The sequence below is a fragment of the Sphaerisporangium sp. NPDC005288 genome, from assembly GCF_040607475.1.
GTDB lineage: Bacteria > Actinomycetota > Actinomycetes > Streptosporangiales > Streptosporangiaceae > Sphaerisporangium > Sphaerisporangium rhizosphaerae.
Genome location: NZ_JBEXGT010000058.1, coordinates 14,443 through 28,788, shown reverse-complemented (window position 1 = coordinate 28,788; position 14,346 = coordinate 14,443). Strand labels below are relative to the sequence as shown.

Below are 14,346 nucleotides of genomic sequence, written 5' to 3'. Positions count from 1 at the left end.
TGATCTCCGTACACGGTACGCCGTACTCTGTACGGAGCGGGGTTGGTGGGAGGATGGCCGTGTGCCGCCCACGATCGACCGCAGCGGCGCCGGAGACCCGGTGCGCACCCTCGAGCTGCTCTGGAGGCGGCCGGGTGCCCGTCCGTCGCAGCGCGGGCCTCGCCAGGGCCTCACCGTCGACGAGGTGGTGCGGGCGGCAGTGCGGCTGGCCGACGCCGAGGGCCTCACCGCCCTCACCATGCGCCGCGTCGCCCAGGAGCTGGGCGTGGGCGCCATGTCGCTCTACACCTACGTCCCCGGCAAGGCGGAACTGCTCGACCTCATGCTCGACATGGTGTTCGGCGAGATGCCCCGGCCCGACCTGTCCGGCCTGGCCTGGCGCGAACGGCTGGAGGCCGTGGCGCGCGACAACCGCGACCTCTACGAGCGCCACCCCTGGGTGACCGCCGTGTCCACCAGCCGTCCACCGCTCGGCCCCGGCCTGCTCGCCAAGTACGAGCACGAGCTGCGCGCCTTCGAGGGCCTCGGCCTGGACGATGTGGAGATGGACGACGCCCTGTCCTACCTGCTGGGGTTCGTGCACTCCTCCGCCCGGTCGGCGGCCGACGCGCGCGCCTTCGAGCACGAGGGGGCGCTGACCGACCAGCAGTGGTGGGCGGCGAGCGCCCCCGTGCTCGCCCGGGTGTTCGACGCCGAGCGCTATCCGACGGCCTCCCGGGTGGGCGCCGCCGCGGGTGAGGCGCACAACGCCGCCTACGACCCCGGCCACGCCTACGAGTTCGGCCTGCGCCGCGTCCTGGACGGCCTCGGCGTCCTGATCGACCAGCGCCAGGGCGCCGGACCGGCCGACTCCTGACCTAGGCATACCCCGCGCCGCGTCGCCGCGTCGTTCGCCGAGGACGCCGCACCGGAGCGGGGGTGTCAGGCGGCGGGCACCTTGTCGAGGAAGCCGTGCACGTCGCGCAGCCGGCCGTCCTCGGTCAGCACCGCCACGTCGAAGCCGTCCACCACCGACTCGGCCTCGCCGGCCGGGCCCAGGTGCCAGCCGAACCGGACCAGGTTGTGGTGGGCGTCCACCGGCCCCGACAGGCGGAACTCGAATCCCGGGAACTGCCGCTGCACCGCGGCGATGGTCGCGTCGATCGCCTCGCGCCCCTCGACGGACGCCAGCGGGTCCACGTAGGTGCCGTCCTCGACCCACAGCCCGTCGACGGCCGCACGGCGGGCGGCGGGGTCGGTCTGGTTCCACGCCGCGATGTACCGGCTGATCAGTTCGTGCGCGTCACTCATCACTGCACTCCTTATATCTATCTATGGGTTGATATTTCGGCGGATGTCGGCGAACCATCCGATGTCCCAACAATGGCGGGCGGGCGCCGGGAAATCGATTACGTCACGGGTAACCGCGCACGGCCCTCACCAGCGTCGTCGTCCCCGCACCCGGCCGCACGACCGGTCCTTCCACCCGGGCGACGGGGCAGGCGCGTCGATGGTGGGTGCGCGAGTCCGGACGACGGACGGCGCGTCCGGCAGCGTCCAGACGACGGGCGGCGCGCCCGGGTGCGTGCGGGCGGCAGCGGGTGGCATTGCGGTGGCAGCGTCATGGCAGCGGCGTGGCAGCGGCGCCGTGCACGGTGGTCCCGTCACCGCCACATCCGGCGGAGACCACCTCCACCACCTGGGATGGACAATCATGAACCACACCCCCGTGCTGATCGCCGGAGCCGGGCCCACCGGGCTCACCCTCGCCGTCGACCTCGCCCGCCGCGGCGTCGCCTTCCGCCTGGTCGACGCCTCCCCAGAGGCGCGTCCCAACGGCTCGCGCGGCAAGGGCCTGCAACCTCGCACGCTGGAGGTCTTCGACGACCTCGGCGTGATCGAGCCGACCCTGACCACCGCCGCGCCCTACCCGCCGATGCAGGCCTACGCCGGCGACACGGTCGTATGGCAGGGGCGCCTGCACGAGCCGGCCGAACCCACCCCGGCCGTGCCGTACCCGATGGTCCTCATGCAACCCCAGTGGCGCACCGAGGCGATCCTGCGCGAGCGGCTCGCCGGGCTCGGCGGGCGGGTGGAGCAGGGCGTCGCGCTCGCCGGCCTGGAACAGGACGCCGGCGGGGTGACCGTCACCCTCGAGGGTCCCGCGGGCGCCCGCGAACGCCTCACGGCCGACTACGTGGTGGGGGCCGACGGCGGCGGGAGCACGGTGCGCAAACTGCTGGGCGTGGGGTTCGCCGGCACCACCCACGAGAGCGAGCGGATGCTGATCGGGGACGTCACCACCGCCGACCTGGACCGCGACCACTGGCACGTGTGGGGCGATCTCGCCGCGCAGAAGCTCGCCGTCGGGCTGTGCCCGCTGCCGGGCACCGACGTCTTCCAGTTCACCGCCGCACTCGGCCAGGACGAGACCCCCGATCGCACGCTGGCCGGGTACCAGGAGCGGCTGGACGCCGCCCGCGGAGACGCGCGCGTCCGCCTGACCGATTTGAGCTGGACCTCGGTCTACCGGGTCAACATCCGGATGGCCGACCGGTTCCGCGTCGGGCGGGTGTTCCTGGCCGGGGACGCCGCCCACGTGCACTCCCCTGCGGGCGGTCAGGGGCTCAACACCGGCGTCCAGGACGCCTACAACCTCGGGTGGAAACTGGCCCGGGTGATCGGCGGCGCTCCCGCCGCCCTGCTGGACGCCTACGAGGAGGAGCGGTTGCCCGTCGCGGCGGACGTGCTCGGCCTCAGCACCGCCCTGCACGAGAAGGCCAGGCGGGGTGACGCCGACGCGGCGCACCGGGGCGAGGACACCCAGCAGTTGCTGCTGTCCTACCACGGCGGCTCGCTCGCCGCCGTCGGCGCCCGCGCCGGCGACCGGGCGCCCGACGCGCCGTGCCACACCGCCGCCGGGGAGGCGACCCGCCTGTTCGACGTCCTGCGCGGCCCGCACACCACGCTGCTCGTCCTCGGTTCCACCGCCGGCGCCGCTCCGACCGGCGAGGACGTGGCCCGATACGGCGGCGGAACCGGGTCCGCCGGCCTCGGGTCGGCCGGCCTCGGGTCCCGCGGCCTTGGGCCCGCCGGCCTCGGGTTCGGCGACCTCGGGTCCGCCGGCCTCGGGTTCGGCGCGGATGCGGGGGTGCGCGTGTGCCGGGTCGGCACGGACCTCTCCGACTCCGGCGGGCACATCCGCGCCGCGTACGGCGACCGGGGATACGTGGTGATACGTCCGGACGGGTACATCGGCGCGGTGACCGAGGACCCCGCCCAGGTGGAGGGCTACCTGGCCCTGCTCGGCCACCGCCCCGCCACCCCGGCCGCCACCGGCTGATTATGCGCCCTCGCCTCACCGCGGTCGGCGCTCCCGAGGGCGGGTCAGCCGTGAGTGCGGGCCGGCACTGGGGGCGGAACAGCAGTGGGTGCGGGCGGCAGGGGAGGCCGACAGTGGGACGGGCCGGTGGTAGGGACGGACAGGCGGTGGGTGTGGGTCGGCAAGGGGGACGGCCCCGCATCGGGGACCGGCCGGCAATGGGGCCGGCCCCAGGGGTGGGGCCGACCCGGGGGTGGGGCCGACCCGGGGGTGGGGCCGACCCGGGGGTGGGGCCGACCCGGGGGTGGGGCCGACGGCCCGGTGGGGACGACGGCCCGGTGGTGGGTGCGACCCGATGGTGAGGACGGCCCGGTGGTGGATGCGGGTCAGCGGTCCAGGGTGCGGTACCGGCGGACCGAGAGCGGGAAGAAGACCGCGATGAGCAGCAGCGGCCAGGCGAGCGCCAGCAACGGCGCCTGCTGGGCCGCCCAGGAACCGCCGCCCCAGCCGGGGTTGCCGAACAGCTCCCGGGTCGCCGCGACCGTCGCCGACATGGGATTCCATTCGACGACCGCGCCGAGCCACCCCGGCATCGTGGCCGGAGAGGCGAAGGTGTTGGACAGGAACCCCAGCGGCCACACCAGGATCTGCACGGCCATGACCGCCTCGGGGTTGCGGATGGCCAGCCCGAGGTAGACGCCCGTCCACAGCAGGGCGAACCGCAGCAGCAGGAGCAGCCCGACGGCCGCCAGGGCGGGTCCGAGACCGTGGTGCCACCGCCAGCCGACCGCCAGCCCGCAGGCGATCATGACGGCCAGCCCGAGCGCGGAGTTGAGCATGTCGGCGGCGCAGCGGCCGGTCACCACCGCCGAGGGGGCCATGGGTATCGAGCGGAACCGGTCGGTGACGCCCTTGGCCGCGTCGGCGCTGACCGCGGTGAAGGTGGCCTCGATCCCGAAGACCATCGTCATGGCGAACATTCCCGGCATGAGGAACTCGCGGTAGTCCCCTCCTCCGGGGATGGCCATGCCGCCGCCGAACAGGTAGGCGAACATCAACACGATCATGACGGGGAAGAGCAGCTCCACGACGACCTGGCCGGGCCGCCGGGCCCGGTGCGCCAGGTCGCGGTGGGTGATGGTCCAGCCGTCGGCCAGCGCCCACCGCAACCGCGCGGCGGCCGTGCGGGGCGGCGCGGGCGGCGCCACCGAATCCATGACGGTCATGCCGCCACCTCCCACCCGTGCCGCGCCCCCGCGTCCCCGCATCCAGCGCGCCCGCCGAACGCTCCGGGCATCACCAGGACCGTCCCCATGCCGCCGTCCCCCTCCGTCCGCGCCACGCCGCCACGCGCCCCGCGTTCACCGAGTCCGATGGGGGTACTCGTGGTCGTCTCTACGCCACCGTCAACCTCCGTCCCCGCCGCGCCGCCGCGCCGCCCGTATCCACCGGGTCCGATGGGGGTACTCGTGGTCGTCCTCATGCCGCCGTCACCCTCCGTCCGCGCCACGCCGCCACGCGCCCCCCGTCCACCGAGTCCGACGTGGGTGCTCGTGGTCGTCCTCATGCCGCCGCCTTCTTCGTCGGGTCGGGTGCCGTCGCCTGGTGGCCGGTGAGGTGGAGGAACACTTCGTCCAGGGTGGGACGGCGCAGGAGGATGTCCTCGACCGGTACCCCCTCCTCCGAGAGCGCCCGGGTCAGGGCGGTCAGCGCGGCCACCCGGTCGCGCACCGGGACGCTCACGCGCCGCCGGTCGGTGTCGCGGTCGGCGCGCGCGCCCGCCACCCGTTCGGCGACCGCCGCGGCGGCGCCCATGTCGGCGGGCTCGCGCACCACGAGCTCGACGCGGTCGCCGCCGATGAGCGACTTCAGCTCCTCCGGGGTGCCCTGGGCGATCGTCCGGCCGGCCGAGAGGACGCAGATGTCGGTGGCCAGCCGGTCGGCCTCCTCCAGGTACTGGGTGGTGAGCAGCACGGTGGTGCCGCCGGCGACGAGCGAGGCGACGGCCTGCCAGACCTCTCCGCGTCCACGCGGGTCCAGCCCGGTGGTGGGCTCGTCCAGGAACAGGACCGGCGGGGTGAGGATGAGGCCGGCGGCCAGGTCGAGCCGGCGGCGCATGCCTCCGGAGTACAGCTGACCGGCTTGTCCCCGGTGTCGGCCAGCCCGAACCGTTCGAGCAGTTCGTCGGCGCGGCGGCGCGCTCCCGCCGTGCCGAGGTGGTACAGCCGGCCGAACATCACCAGGTTCTGCCGGCCGCTCAGCACCTCGTCCAGGGCGGCGTTCTGCCCCACCAGCCCGATGCGGCAGCGCGCCCGCGCGGCGTCGCGGACCACGTCGAAGCCGGCCACCTCGGCCCGGCCCGCGTCCGGCCGCAGCAGCGTGGTCAGGATGCGCACCGCCGTGGTCTTACCCGCGCCGTTGGGCCCGAGCAGCCCGCATACCGTGCCCGCCGGCACCGCCAGGTCGAACCCGGCCAGGGCCTCGGTGCGGCCGTACCGCTTGCGCAGCCCCTCGGCGAGGATCGCGTGTCCTGTGGACCCCACTCCCGCCTCCTTCCCATTAACTCCGTACGTTGTACCGTACAGCATACGGGACATCGTACGGAATAACCGGGTCCGACAGGGACCTTGGCTGAGCGAGCGTTCGGCGGCCAGGTTCCGCGTCCGCGAACGGCCAGGAGGGCGGGGCGAGAAGCAGTTCGGCGATGGCGGCGGCGATGACCGTGCGCAGTGAAAGTTTCACGGTCGGTTGACGCAGGACGGCGTCAGCTCCCAGGATCATGGGTGCTTCCCGGTCGGGAGGCATGAGATGTCCATGGCGAGGGGTCCGATGCCGAAAGCTCTGTTAGCGCTAACATCCGCCGTCGTGCTGACGCTGGCCGGCCTGAACCTGCCCGCCGCGCACGCCGACGAGCCCGCCGCGGTCGCGGTGACCGTCAACGCCCGCGCCGCCCTCGCCACCGTCCCCGCGACCGGCATCGGCGCCAACCACGCGATCTGGGACGCCAACCTGGGCACCGACGCGACCGCCGACCTGCTGAAGGACGCCGGCGTGAAGGTGCTGCGCTATCCCGGCGGCTCCTACTCCGACATCTACCACTGGGCCGACCACACCGCGCCCGGCGGGTACGTGGCGCCCGGCACCGACTTCGACACCTTCATGCGCGGCGTGCGGCGCACCGGCGCCCAGCCGATGGTGACCGCCAACTACGGCACCGGCACCGCCGCGGAGGCCGCCGCCTGGGTCCACCAGGCCAACGTCGTCAAGGGCTACGGCGTGAAGTACTGGGAGATCGGCAACGAGAACTACGGCAACGGCCGCTACGGCAGTGCCTGGGAGGCCGACGACCACGCCGACAAGAGTCCGGCCGAGTACGCGCGCAACGTCGTCGCCTACGCCGACGCGATGAAGGCGGCCGACCCCTCCATCAAGATCGGCGCGGTGCTGACCACGCCCGCCAACTGGCCCGACGGGCTGGTCGCCGCCGGCGACGACGGCACCTGGAACAAGGTCGTCCTGTCGGCCGCCGGACCGAAGATCGACTTCGTGATCGTGCACTGGTACCCGGGCGCGCTCGACAGAGCCGGCCAGGTCCCCGACATGATCGACCTCACCCGGCGGCAGATCGCCGCGTACGCGGGCCCGGGGGCCGAGCGCATCGGCATCGCGATGACCGAGTTCAACACCGGCACCAGCAGCGCCGGCGCCACCACCCAGCCCGGCGCGCTGGCCGCCGCCGACGCCTACGCGACCCTGCTGGCGAACGGGGTGTTCACCGTCGACTGGTGGAACACCCACAACGGCATCGGCCCCGTCACCCAGGTGGCCGGGCAGACCGACTACGGCGACTTCGGCCTGCTGTCGAGCGGGGCCTGCACCTCCGGCGGCGAGGTCTGCGAGCCGGCGCTGAACACGCCCTTCGCGCCGTACTTCGCGCTGCAGATGGTGAGCAGGTTCGCCCGTCCCGGCGACCGGTTCCTCCGGGCCGCCACCGACCAGCCCAAGGTGGTCGCGCACGCCGTCCGGCGCCCGGACGGCGACCTCGCGGTGCTGATGCTCAACACCTCGGCCGACACCTCCTACCCCGTCACCATCGGGTACGCCGGCTTCGCCCCGGCCGGCGCGGCGCCTACCGTGCTCACCCACACCAACGGCGCCACGAGCATCACCACCGCCACCGCCGGCAGCGCGACCGCCCAGACGCTGCCGCCCCTGTCGATGACGACGATCGTCGTGCGTCCCTCCTCCTCCCAGACCGGGCTGCCGGGGGCGCCCGGCCAGCCCACGGTTTCGGGGGTGACCGACCACGGAGCCACCATCTCCTGGCCCGCCGCCTCCGCCGGCGCCCGCCCGATCGTCAAGTACGAGATCCACCGCCAGAACGGCGTCGTCAGCGAGCAGCTCGGCGAGACCGCGGGCACCTCCTTCACCGTCGCCAACCTCACCCCCGGTACGCGCTACACGGTGAATGTGATCGCCCGGGACGGCGGCGGCGGCCTGTCGCCGGCGTCCCCGCCGCTGACCTTCACCACCGGCACGCCCGCGTCCAGTTCCTGCACGGTCCGGCTGAGCGACCAGAACGACTGGGGCAGCGGGTACGTCGGCGCCATCGACGTCACCAACAACGGCGCGCCGATCGACGGCTGGACGCTGAACTTCGGCTGGCCGCGTTCCTGGCAGAGCCTCGGCAGCGGCTGGGGCGGCGTCTGGACGCAGGACGGCTCGCAGGTCAAGGTCGTCAACGAGGCCGGTCACGGCTCGCTGCCCACGGGGGCGACGGTCAGCGTCGGCTTCGTCGGCAACTACAGCGGCCCGAACGTCCTGCCCACCGTCTTCACCCTCAACGGGACACTCTGCTCGGCCGCGTAGCCTTCGTCGTCGTGCGGCGTCCCGCGGCCGTCCTCCTCAAGGGCCGCGGGACGCCGGCCGCCCCACCGGGCGCAGTGCCCGTCCGTCCGGTGACGCGGGGCGCCGTTCACCGCCGGGCGGGGTGCGTCCGGCATGGAGGGGGGCCGTTCGCCCGGGGCGGCGGGGGTGCGGGTCCGGTGTGGTCCCGGGCGGCGGCCATAGGATCGGGACCACGATGACCACGGAGTACACCGGCGGGGGCGACCCCGCGCGCAGCCTCGCCCTGCTGTGGCGCACCCGCGAGAAGTCCGGGCGCAAGGGCGGGCCCGACCTCAGCGTCGACCGCGTCGTCCGCGCCGCCGTCGAGCTCGCCGACGCCGACGGCCTGGCGGCGCTGTCCATGCGGCGCGTCGCCCAGCGCCTCGGCGTGGGCACCATGTCGCTGTACACCTACGTGCCGGGCAAGGCCGAGCTGCTCGACCTCATGCTCGACACGGTGTGCGGCGAGCCCGCCCGGCCGGCCGAGGTGCCCGGGGGGTGGCGCGGCAGGCTGGAGTTCGTGGCCCGGGAGAAGTGGGCGCTCTACCAGCGTCACCCGTGGATGCTGTACGTCGCCACCAGCCGGCCGCCGCTCGGTCCCAACGTGGCCGGCGCCTACGAGTATGAGCTGGCCGCCGTCGAGGGCATCGGACTGACCGACCTGGAGATGGACTCCGTCGTCACCCTGGTCGCGGGGTTCGTGCACGGCGCCGCGCGCGGCGCGGTCGACGCCGCCCAGGTCGCACAGCGCACCGGTGTGTCGGACGAGCAGTGGTGGTGGGCCCACGCCCCCTACCTGGCCAAGGTGATGGACCCGTCCCGCTACCCGCTGTCGGCGCGGGTGGGCACGGCCGCCGGGGAGGAGTACGGCGCGGCCTCCGCTCCGCAGCAGGCGTTCGAGTTCGGCCTCCAGCGGGTCCTGGACGGCGTCGAGGCCCTGGTGACCCGTCGGACGGCCGCGTCCTAGGACGGCCGGCGCCCTAGAACGCGGCCGCCTGCGTGGAAGCGTTGTGGAAGTAGTGGCCTTTGTCCAGGTCGTCGATGAGTCCGGGCTGGGTCGGCCGCCACCCGAGCAGCTCGCGGGTCAGTGCGCTGGAGGCCGGGCTGTCGGCGGCGAGGAAGCCCGCCAGCCAGCCGAAGTGCGCGCCCGCGTCTTCGGGTGCGACGGCGGCGACCGGCAGGCCGAGATGCCGGCCGATCACCTCGGCGACGTCGCGGATGGGCACGCCCTCGTCGGCGATCGCGTGCAGGACCGATCCCGCCGGCGCCTGCTCCAACGCCAGGCGGAACAGGTGGGCGGCGTCGAGCCGGTGCGCGGCGGGCCAGCGATCGGCCCCCTCGCCGATGTGGCCGGAGAAGCCCTTGTCGCGGGCGATGCCGACCAGGACCGCCATGAAGCCGGGGTCCCCATCCCCGTGCACCGTCGGGGGGAGCCGCACGACCGACGAGCGGACGCCGCGCGAGGCCAGGGACAGCGTCATCCGGGCGGTCTCCTGCCGATCCCGCGGCCCGCCTGCCGCGTGGGCCACCTTCGGGCCGGACCCGCGCCCGTCCTGCTCGGTGGCCACCCGCCCGGGGGCGAGCCCGACGATCCCGGAGGCGATGACCAGCGGCCGACCAGAGCCCGCGAGCGCCTCGCCGAAGGTCTCGACGGCGCGCCGATCGGCCTGCGTGGCCTCCGCGAAGCCACCGGAGAAGGCGATGTCGTGCTTGAACGCCAGGTGGATCACCCCGTCGGAGGCGGCGGCCGCGTCGCGCAGGCCGTCGAGATCGTCGATGGTGCCGCGACGCACCTGTGCGCCGGCCGCGGTGAGCGCGGCGGCGGAGGCGTCCGAGCGCGCCAGCCCGACGACCTGATGACCCGCGCCGACCAGTTCGGGGACGACGGCGGAACCGATCCATCCGGAGGCGCCGGTGACGAATACGCGCATGAGAAGTACTCCAAAGGGTCCGATCGTCCGGGGCATCCAGGCCCCAGACCGATGTCAGTGACTGTCATCAACGTAGCACCGATGTCAGCCACTGTCATCAAGGTAGGATTCCGGCATGGGACGATGGGAGCCGAACGCGCGCGGCCGGCTGGAGCAGGCGGCGCTGGAGCTCTACATCGAGCGCGGGTACGAGCAGACCACGGTGGCCGAGATCGCCGGACGGGCCGGGCTGACCGAGCGCACGTTCTTCCGGCACTTCGCCGACAAGCGCGAGGTGCTGTTCTGGGGCTCGGGCCCGCTGCGCGAGCACCTGGTGGCCGCCGTCGAGGACGCCCCCGACGCGGCGGCCCCGATCGAGATGGTGGCACGAGCCGTCCAAGCCGTGGGCGAGCTGATGGGGGAGCGCCGCGAGAGCGCCCGGCGGCGCCGGTCGGTCATCGACGCGAACCCCGAGCTGCAGGAACGCGAGCTGATCAAACTCGCCACGTTGTCCGCGGCGCTCGCCGGCACGTTGCGCCGGCGCGGCGTCACCGATCCGGCGGCGAGCCTGGCCGCCGAGGTCGGCCTCGCCGTCTTCAAGGTCGCGTTCGAGCGCTGGGTCGGCGACCCCGCGCAGCCGGGGCTGTCGCAGCTCATCCGGGAGTCCTTCGACGAGCTGAAAGCCGTGACCGCGGGCAGCCGCTTGCAGCAGCGCTAGCCTGTCGCCGCGAAGCCGTACAGCAGAGACCGGACGACCTCATCGGGGTCGGGGAGACCAAGACCGAGCAGGCCACGGTAGGCCACGAGTCCGGCGAACAGGTCGGTCAGTAGCCACAGGTCGCTGTCCGGGCGCAGTTCGCCGCGCTCGATCGCCCGGTCGTAGACCGCCCAGGTCCGTGCCATCCGGTCGCGCATGCTCGTGCGGACGAGGTCGGCCACGACCGGATCGCGGCCGCTCTCGCCCAGGATCTGGCGGCTCAGCGCGGCGAGCCGATCGTCGTGCCAAATGGCCAGCGTGTCGACGACCACCTGCCGCAGATCACCGGCGAGTGAGCCGGTGTCGGGGATGGCGACCTGGATGTCGAGCAGTTGGGCCAACCCGTCCAGCAACATGTCGCGCTTCGTCGCGTAGCGGCGGAACACGCTCGCGCGGCCTACGCCGGCGTGTGCGGCCACCTCGTCCATCGTCATCTCCAGACCGCGCTGAAGCAGCAGGTCCAAGACGGCGGAACGGATCTTCGCATCGACGGCCGGATCAGGCCGGCGACCCCTGGAGGACGGACTTCTCGACATATGTGATACTCTCCATATCAGATACTATGAGTATCGGAAATAGGGTGACGTGATGAGAGTACTGGTCGTCGGCGCGGGCGTCGCCGGACTCGCCGCCGCGCGTGGCCTGGTCAGAGCGGGGCACGAGGTCGAGGTGTACGAGCGGGCGCCTGCGCTGAGCACGGCGGGCGGATCCGTGACCCTCTGGAGCGGGAGCACCGGCATCCTGCACGACCTCGGCGTCGATCTGACCGGTGTCGGGCGGCGCATCGACACGATGGAGTCGCGGACGCACCGCGGACGGACGACGCTCACCGTCGACGTCGCCGCCGTGGCCCGTCGCTACGGCACGCCGAACGTGCACCTGCCCCGCCAGCGGCTGGTCGAACGCCTCGCCGGCGGCCTGCCCGACGGTGTGCTGCGCCTCGGCTTCACCTGTACGCACGTGGATCACGAACGGGGTGAGATCACCTTCGCCGACGGCGGCACGGCGCGCGGCGACGTCGTCGTCGGGGCCGACGGACGCTCCTCGGTGGTACGCGACCACCTCTGGGGCGGCGACCCCGGCCAGACCACCGACTGGGTCACCTGGCAGGGGTTCGTCAAGGCCCCGCTCGACCTCGTCTCCTCCCATCGGGTTGTCATGATCGTTGGGCGAGAAGGGCTCTGCGGCCTGATCCCCGCGGGGGAAGGGCTGCTGCTGTGGTGGTTCGACCATCGGGTCGACCACCGTGAGCCGCTGCCCACCTCCCCCGTCGAGGCGCTGGCCGAGCGCTTCGGAGGTTGGGCCGCGCCCGTACCCGAGGTACTCGCCTCGATCGGCGAGGCCGACCGTTTCCCCCACCACCGCCACCGCGTGCCGAAGGTCTGGGGCCGCGGTCGTACGACGCTCGCCGGGGACGCCGCGCACTCCATGCCGCCGACGATGGCCCAGGGAGCGAACCAGGGCTTGGAGGACGGCTGGACCCTGGCCCGTGAGCTCGAAGGTCCAGGATCGGTGGCGGAGAGACTGCGCCGCTACGAGCGGATCCGCTCCCGGCAGGCCGCCCGGGCGGCGGACCTGGCGGCCACCGAGAACACCAACAACCACCGGCTTCAGGCACTGACGCGGCTGGTCCCCGACACGCTGGTCACCGCCGGATACATCGCCTGGCTCCGCCGGGTCAGCACCTACCTCAGCACCGCCGTCTGACCCCTTCTTGATTCTTTCCGTTGCATTCGCCAAGGCCCGGTAAGGCGGGCTTCTACCGCCGAAGTGCGTTCCGGATCTCCTCGGAAACCGGCTCTGGATTCACGAAAGAACGAGCAGGTCTGCGGGGTCGACTGGTAGCGGATGCCTGTCGGGAGCATCGCTGGGCGGTGGTCCTGGCGCTCTGTGACCCACGCCACATGCGGTTCCTGTCAGCAATCGGGGCTCTGTTCCGCTCAACTCACGCAAGAGCGAGCGAACCGACAGGAGCGAGACATGAAGCACCGCATCGTCGTCCTCGGCGCCGGCTATGCCGGGGTCTACCTGGCCGGGAACCTGGCCCGCCGGCTGTCCCCGGCGGACACCGAGATCACCGTGGTCAACGCTGTGCCGGACTTCGTCGAGCGGCTGCGGCTGCACCAGGTGGCGGCCGGTCGGGAGGTCGAGGCTCAGAAGCTCGCCGACGTCTTCGCGGGGACGGGGATACGGCTGTGCGTGGCCCGTGTCACCGCCGTCGACCCCGAGAACCAGGTCGTCGCCGTGGCCGATGCCGACGGCGGCGGCGAGCTCGGCTACGACACCCTCGTCTACGCGCTCGGCAGCCATGTCGCCGACGGCGGCGTCCCCGGCGTGGCCGAGTACGCTTTCGACGTCGCCGGCCGGCCATCGGCGCTGCGCCTGCGCGAGCGCCTGGACGGCTGCTGGGCTCCGCCGCCGACGCCGAAGACGCCGTGCAGGACGCGTTCCTGCACTGGCAGGCCGCCGACCGACGGCGGATCCGGGTGCCAGAGGCATGGCTGACCAAGGTCGTCACCAACCTGTGCCTCGACCGGCTCCGCTCGGCACAAGCCCGCCGCGAACGCACCGCCGGCGCCTGGCTGCCCGAACCGCTCCTCGACGGCGACCCGATGCTCGGCCCGGCCGACTCGTTCGAGCAGCGCGAATCGGTCTCCCTGGCCGTGCTCACGCTCATGGAGCGCCTGTCAGCCCTCGAGCGGGGCGTCTACGTCCTGCGCGAGGCGTTCTCCTACAGCCACGCCGAGATCGCGGAGATCCTCGACATCAACGAGTCCGCAAGCCAGCAGCACCTCCACCGGGCCCGGCGCCGCATCACCGCCGTGCGCCGCCCCGGCGGTGAGGTCGACCCGGCATCCGCTCGCGGGATCGTCGAGGAATTCCTCGCCGCCGCCGCCTCGGGCCGCGTCGAACGGCTGGTGGCGCTGCTCACCGACGACGCAACCGCGATCTCCGACTCCAACGGCGCCGGCCTGGCCGAGAGGCTGCTGCGGTACGACACTCCGCAGCGCATCGCCGCCGTCGCACGGGCCGGTTTCAGGCCCACACCCGCGAAACGGCGCCTTGCCGGCGGCACGCCCGCCGTCCACTACGCGCTCGTCAACGGCGCCCCCGCCGTCCTGTTCGTGCTCGATGACCAGGTCGTCGGCGCCGTGACGTTCGGCGTCACAGGCGGCAAGATCGCTACCGTGCACGGCATCGCCGCCCCCACCCGCCTGGTCCGCCTCGCCGAAGCCTGGCGGCGGCACGGACCGCACACGCCGCTCGTCAGCCAGTGGTGACCCGACGCCGACCGCGGCCAGGCGCAACGCGTTGGACGAACGCCCCGCTGGGCGCACGCCGGAGGACCGGCGATCGCCCACCGTGTCCGGTTCCCCAGGACCACCGCCGACCCGACACCGATCAAGAGAGCCGCCCTCGACATGATTTCGACTCAGGGCGGCCCTGCGCGCGGCGAGGTCGTCTGAGATGATCGCAACCGAAGATCATCG

12 protein-coding genes and 1 pseudogene are annotated in these 14,346 nt (G+C 73.2%); 8 read left to right on the top strand and 5 right to left on the bottom strand.

Annotated elements, in window-relative coordinates; all coding sequences use genetic code 11:
- Window positions 1–61: 61 nt before the first annotated feature.
- Complete coding sequence (locus ABZU32_RS36430; protein ID WP_354852708.1) at window positions 62–856, top strand: TetR/AcrR family transcriptional regulator; 795 nt, start codon at window positions 62–64, stop codon at window positions 854–856.
- A 65-nt stretch (window positions 857–921) separates the two neighbouring features.
- Here the strand turns inward: ABZU32_RS36430 and ABZU32_RS36425 are convergent, their stop codons facing one another.
- Window positions 922–1,290: a nuclear transport factor 2 family protein gene (locus ABZU32_RS36425; RefSeq protein ID WP_354852710.1), complete on the bottom strand. Its 369-nt coding sequence runs from the start codon at window positions 1,288–1,290 to the stop codon at window positions 922–924.
- Between the two features lie 403 nt (window positions 1,291–1,693).
- On the opposite strand from ABZU32_RS36425, the gene ABZU32_RS36420 reads away from it, so the two are divergent.
- On the top strand, window positions 1,694–3,322 hold the full coding sequence (locus ABZU32_RS36420) for an FAD-dependent monooxygenase (RefSeq protein WP_354930124.1): 1,629 nt from the start codon (window positions 1,694–1,696) through the stop codon (window positions 3,320–3,322).
- Window positions 3,323–3,687: 365 nt separating this feature from the next.
- Here the strand turns inward: ABZU32_RS36420 and ABZU32_RS36415 are convergent, their stop codons facing one another.
- Together ABZU32_RS36415 and ABZU32_RS36410 are read right to left on the bottom strand one after the other, a co-directional pair.
- Window positions 3,688–4,518 carry an ABC transporter permease gene (locus ABZU32_RS36415; RefSeq protein ID WP_354930169.1) on the bottom strand — a complete coding sequence of 277 codons (831 nt, stop codon included), beginning with the start codon at window positions 4,516–4,518 and terminating at the stop codon, window positions 3,688–3,690.
- 346 nt (window positions 4,519–4,864) lie between these two features.
- Window positions 4,865–5,844 (bottom strand): annotated as a pseudogene (locus ABZU32_RS36410) (ATP-binding cassette domain-containing protein).
- Window positions 5,845–6,166: 322 nt separating this feature from the next.
- Here ABZU32_RS36410 and ABZU32_RS36405 point away from each other — a divergent pair.
- Both ABZU32_RS36405 and ABZU32_RS36400 read left to right on the top strand, forming a co-directional pair.
- Complete coding sequence (locus ABZU32_RS36405; protein ID WP_354930121.1) at window positions 6,167–8,170, top strand: cellulose binding domain-containing protein; 2,004 nt, start codon at window positions 6,167–6,169, stop codon at window positions 8,168–8,170.
- Window positions 8,171–8,384: 214 nt separating this feature from the next.
- The gene (locus ABZU32_RS36400; protein WP_354853354.1) at window positions 8,385–9,155 is read left to right on the top strand and encodes a TetR/AcrR family transcriptional regulator; all 771 of its coding nucleotides are present in this window, start codon (window positions 8,385–8,387) and stop codon (window positions 9,153–9,155) included.
- A gap of 13 nt (window positions 9,156–9,168) precedes the next feature.
- On the opposite strand, the gene ABZU32_RS36395 is transcribed toward ABZU32_RS36400, so the two are convergent.
- Entirely contained in the window at window positions 9,169–10,119 is a 951-nt protein-coding gene (locus ABZU32_RS36395) for an SDR family oxidoreductase (RefSeq protein WP_354930118.1), read from the bottom strand.
- Window positions 10,120–10,234: 115 nt separating this feature from the next.
- On the opposite strand from ABZU32_RS36395, the gene ABZU32_RS36390 reads away from it, so the two are divergent.
- On the top strand, window positions 10,235–10,816 hold the full coding sequence (locus tag ABZU32_RS36390; protein ID WP_354930115.1) for a helix-turn-helix domain-containing protein: 582 nt from the start codon (window positions 10,235–10,237) through the stop codon (window positions 10,814–10,816).
- Here the strand turns inward: ABZU32_RS36390 and ABZU32_RS36385 are convergent.
- Window positions 10,813–11,319, bottom strand: a complete 507-nt coding sequence (locus ABZU32_RS36385; RefSeq protein ID WP_354930112.1) for a TetR/AcrR family transcriptional regulator — start codon at window positions 11,317–11,319, stop codon at window positions 10,813–10,815. The two genes, ABZU32_RS36390 and ABZU32_RS36385, sit on opposite strands and share 4 nt — an antisense overlap.
- Window positions 11,320–11,443: 124 nt before the next feature.
- Here ABZU32_RS36385 and ABZU32_RS36380 point away from each other — a divergent pair, with 124 nt between their 5' ends.
- From ABZU32_RS36380 to ABZU32_RS36370, 3 genes are all read left to right on the top strand, one after another.
- Window positions 11,444–12,562 carry an FAD-dependent monooxygenase gene (locus tag ABZU32_RS36380; protein ID WP_354930109.1) on the top strand — a complete coding sequence of 373 codons (1,119 nt, stop codon included), beginning with the start codon at window positions 11,444–11,446 and terminating at the stop codon, window positions 12,560–12,562.
- A gap of 273 nt (window positions 12,563–12,835) precedes the next feature.
- Window positions 12,836–13,360, top strand: a complete 525-nt coding sequence (locus ABZU32_RS36375; protein WP_354930106.1) for an FAD-dependent oxidoreductase — start codon at window positions 12,836–12,838, stop codon at window positions 13,358–13,360.
- Window positions 13,291–14,136, top strand: a complete 846-nt coding sequence (locus tag ABZU32_RS36370; protein WP_354930103.1) for a sigma factor-like helix-turn-helix DNA-binding protein — start codon at window positions 13,291–13,293, stop codon at window positions 14,134–14,136. The genes ABZU32_RS36375 and ABZU32_RS36370 overlap by 70 nt, the downstream gene beginning before the upstream one ends.
- The last annotated feature ends 210 nt before the right edge of the window (window positions 14,137–14,346 follow it).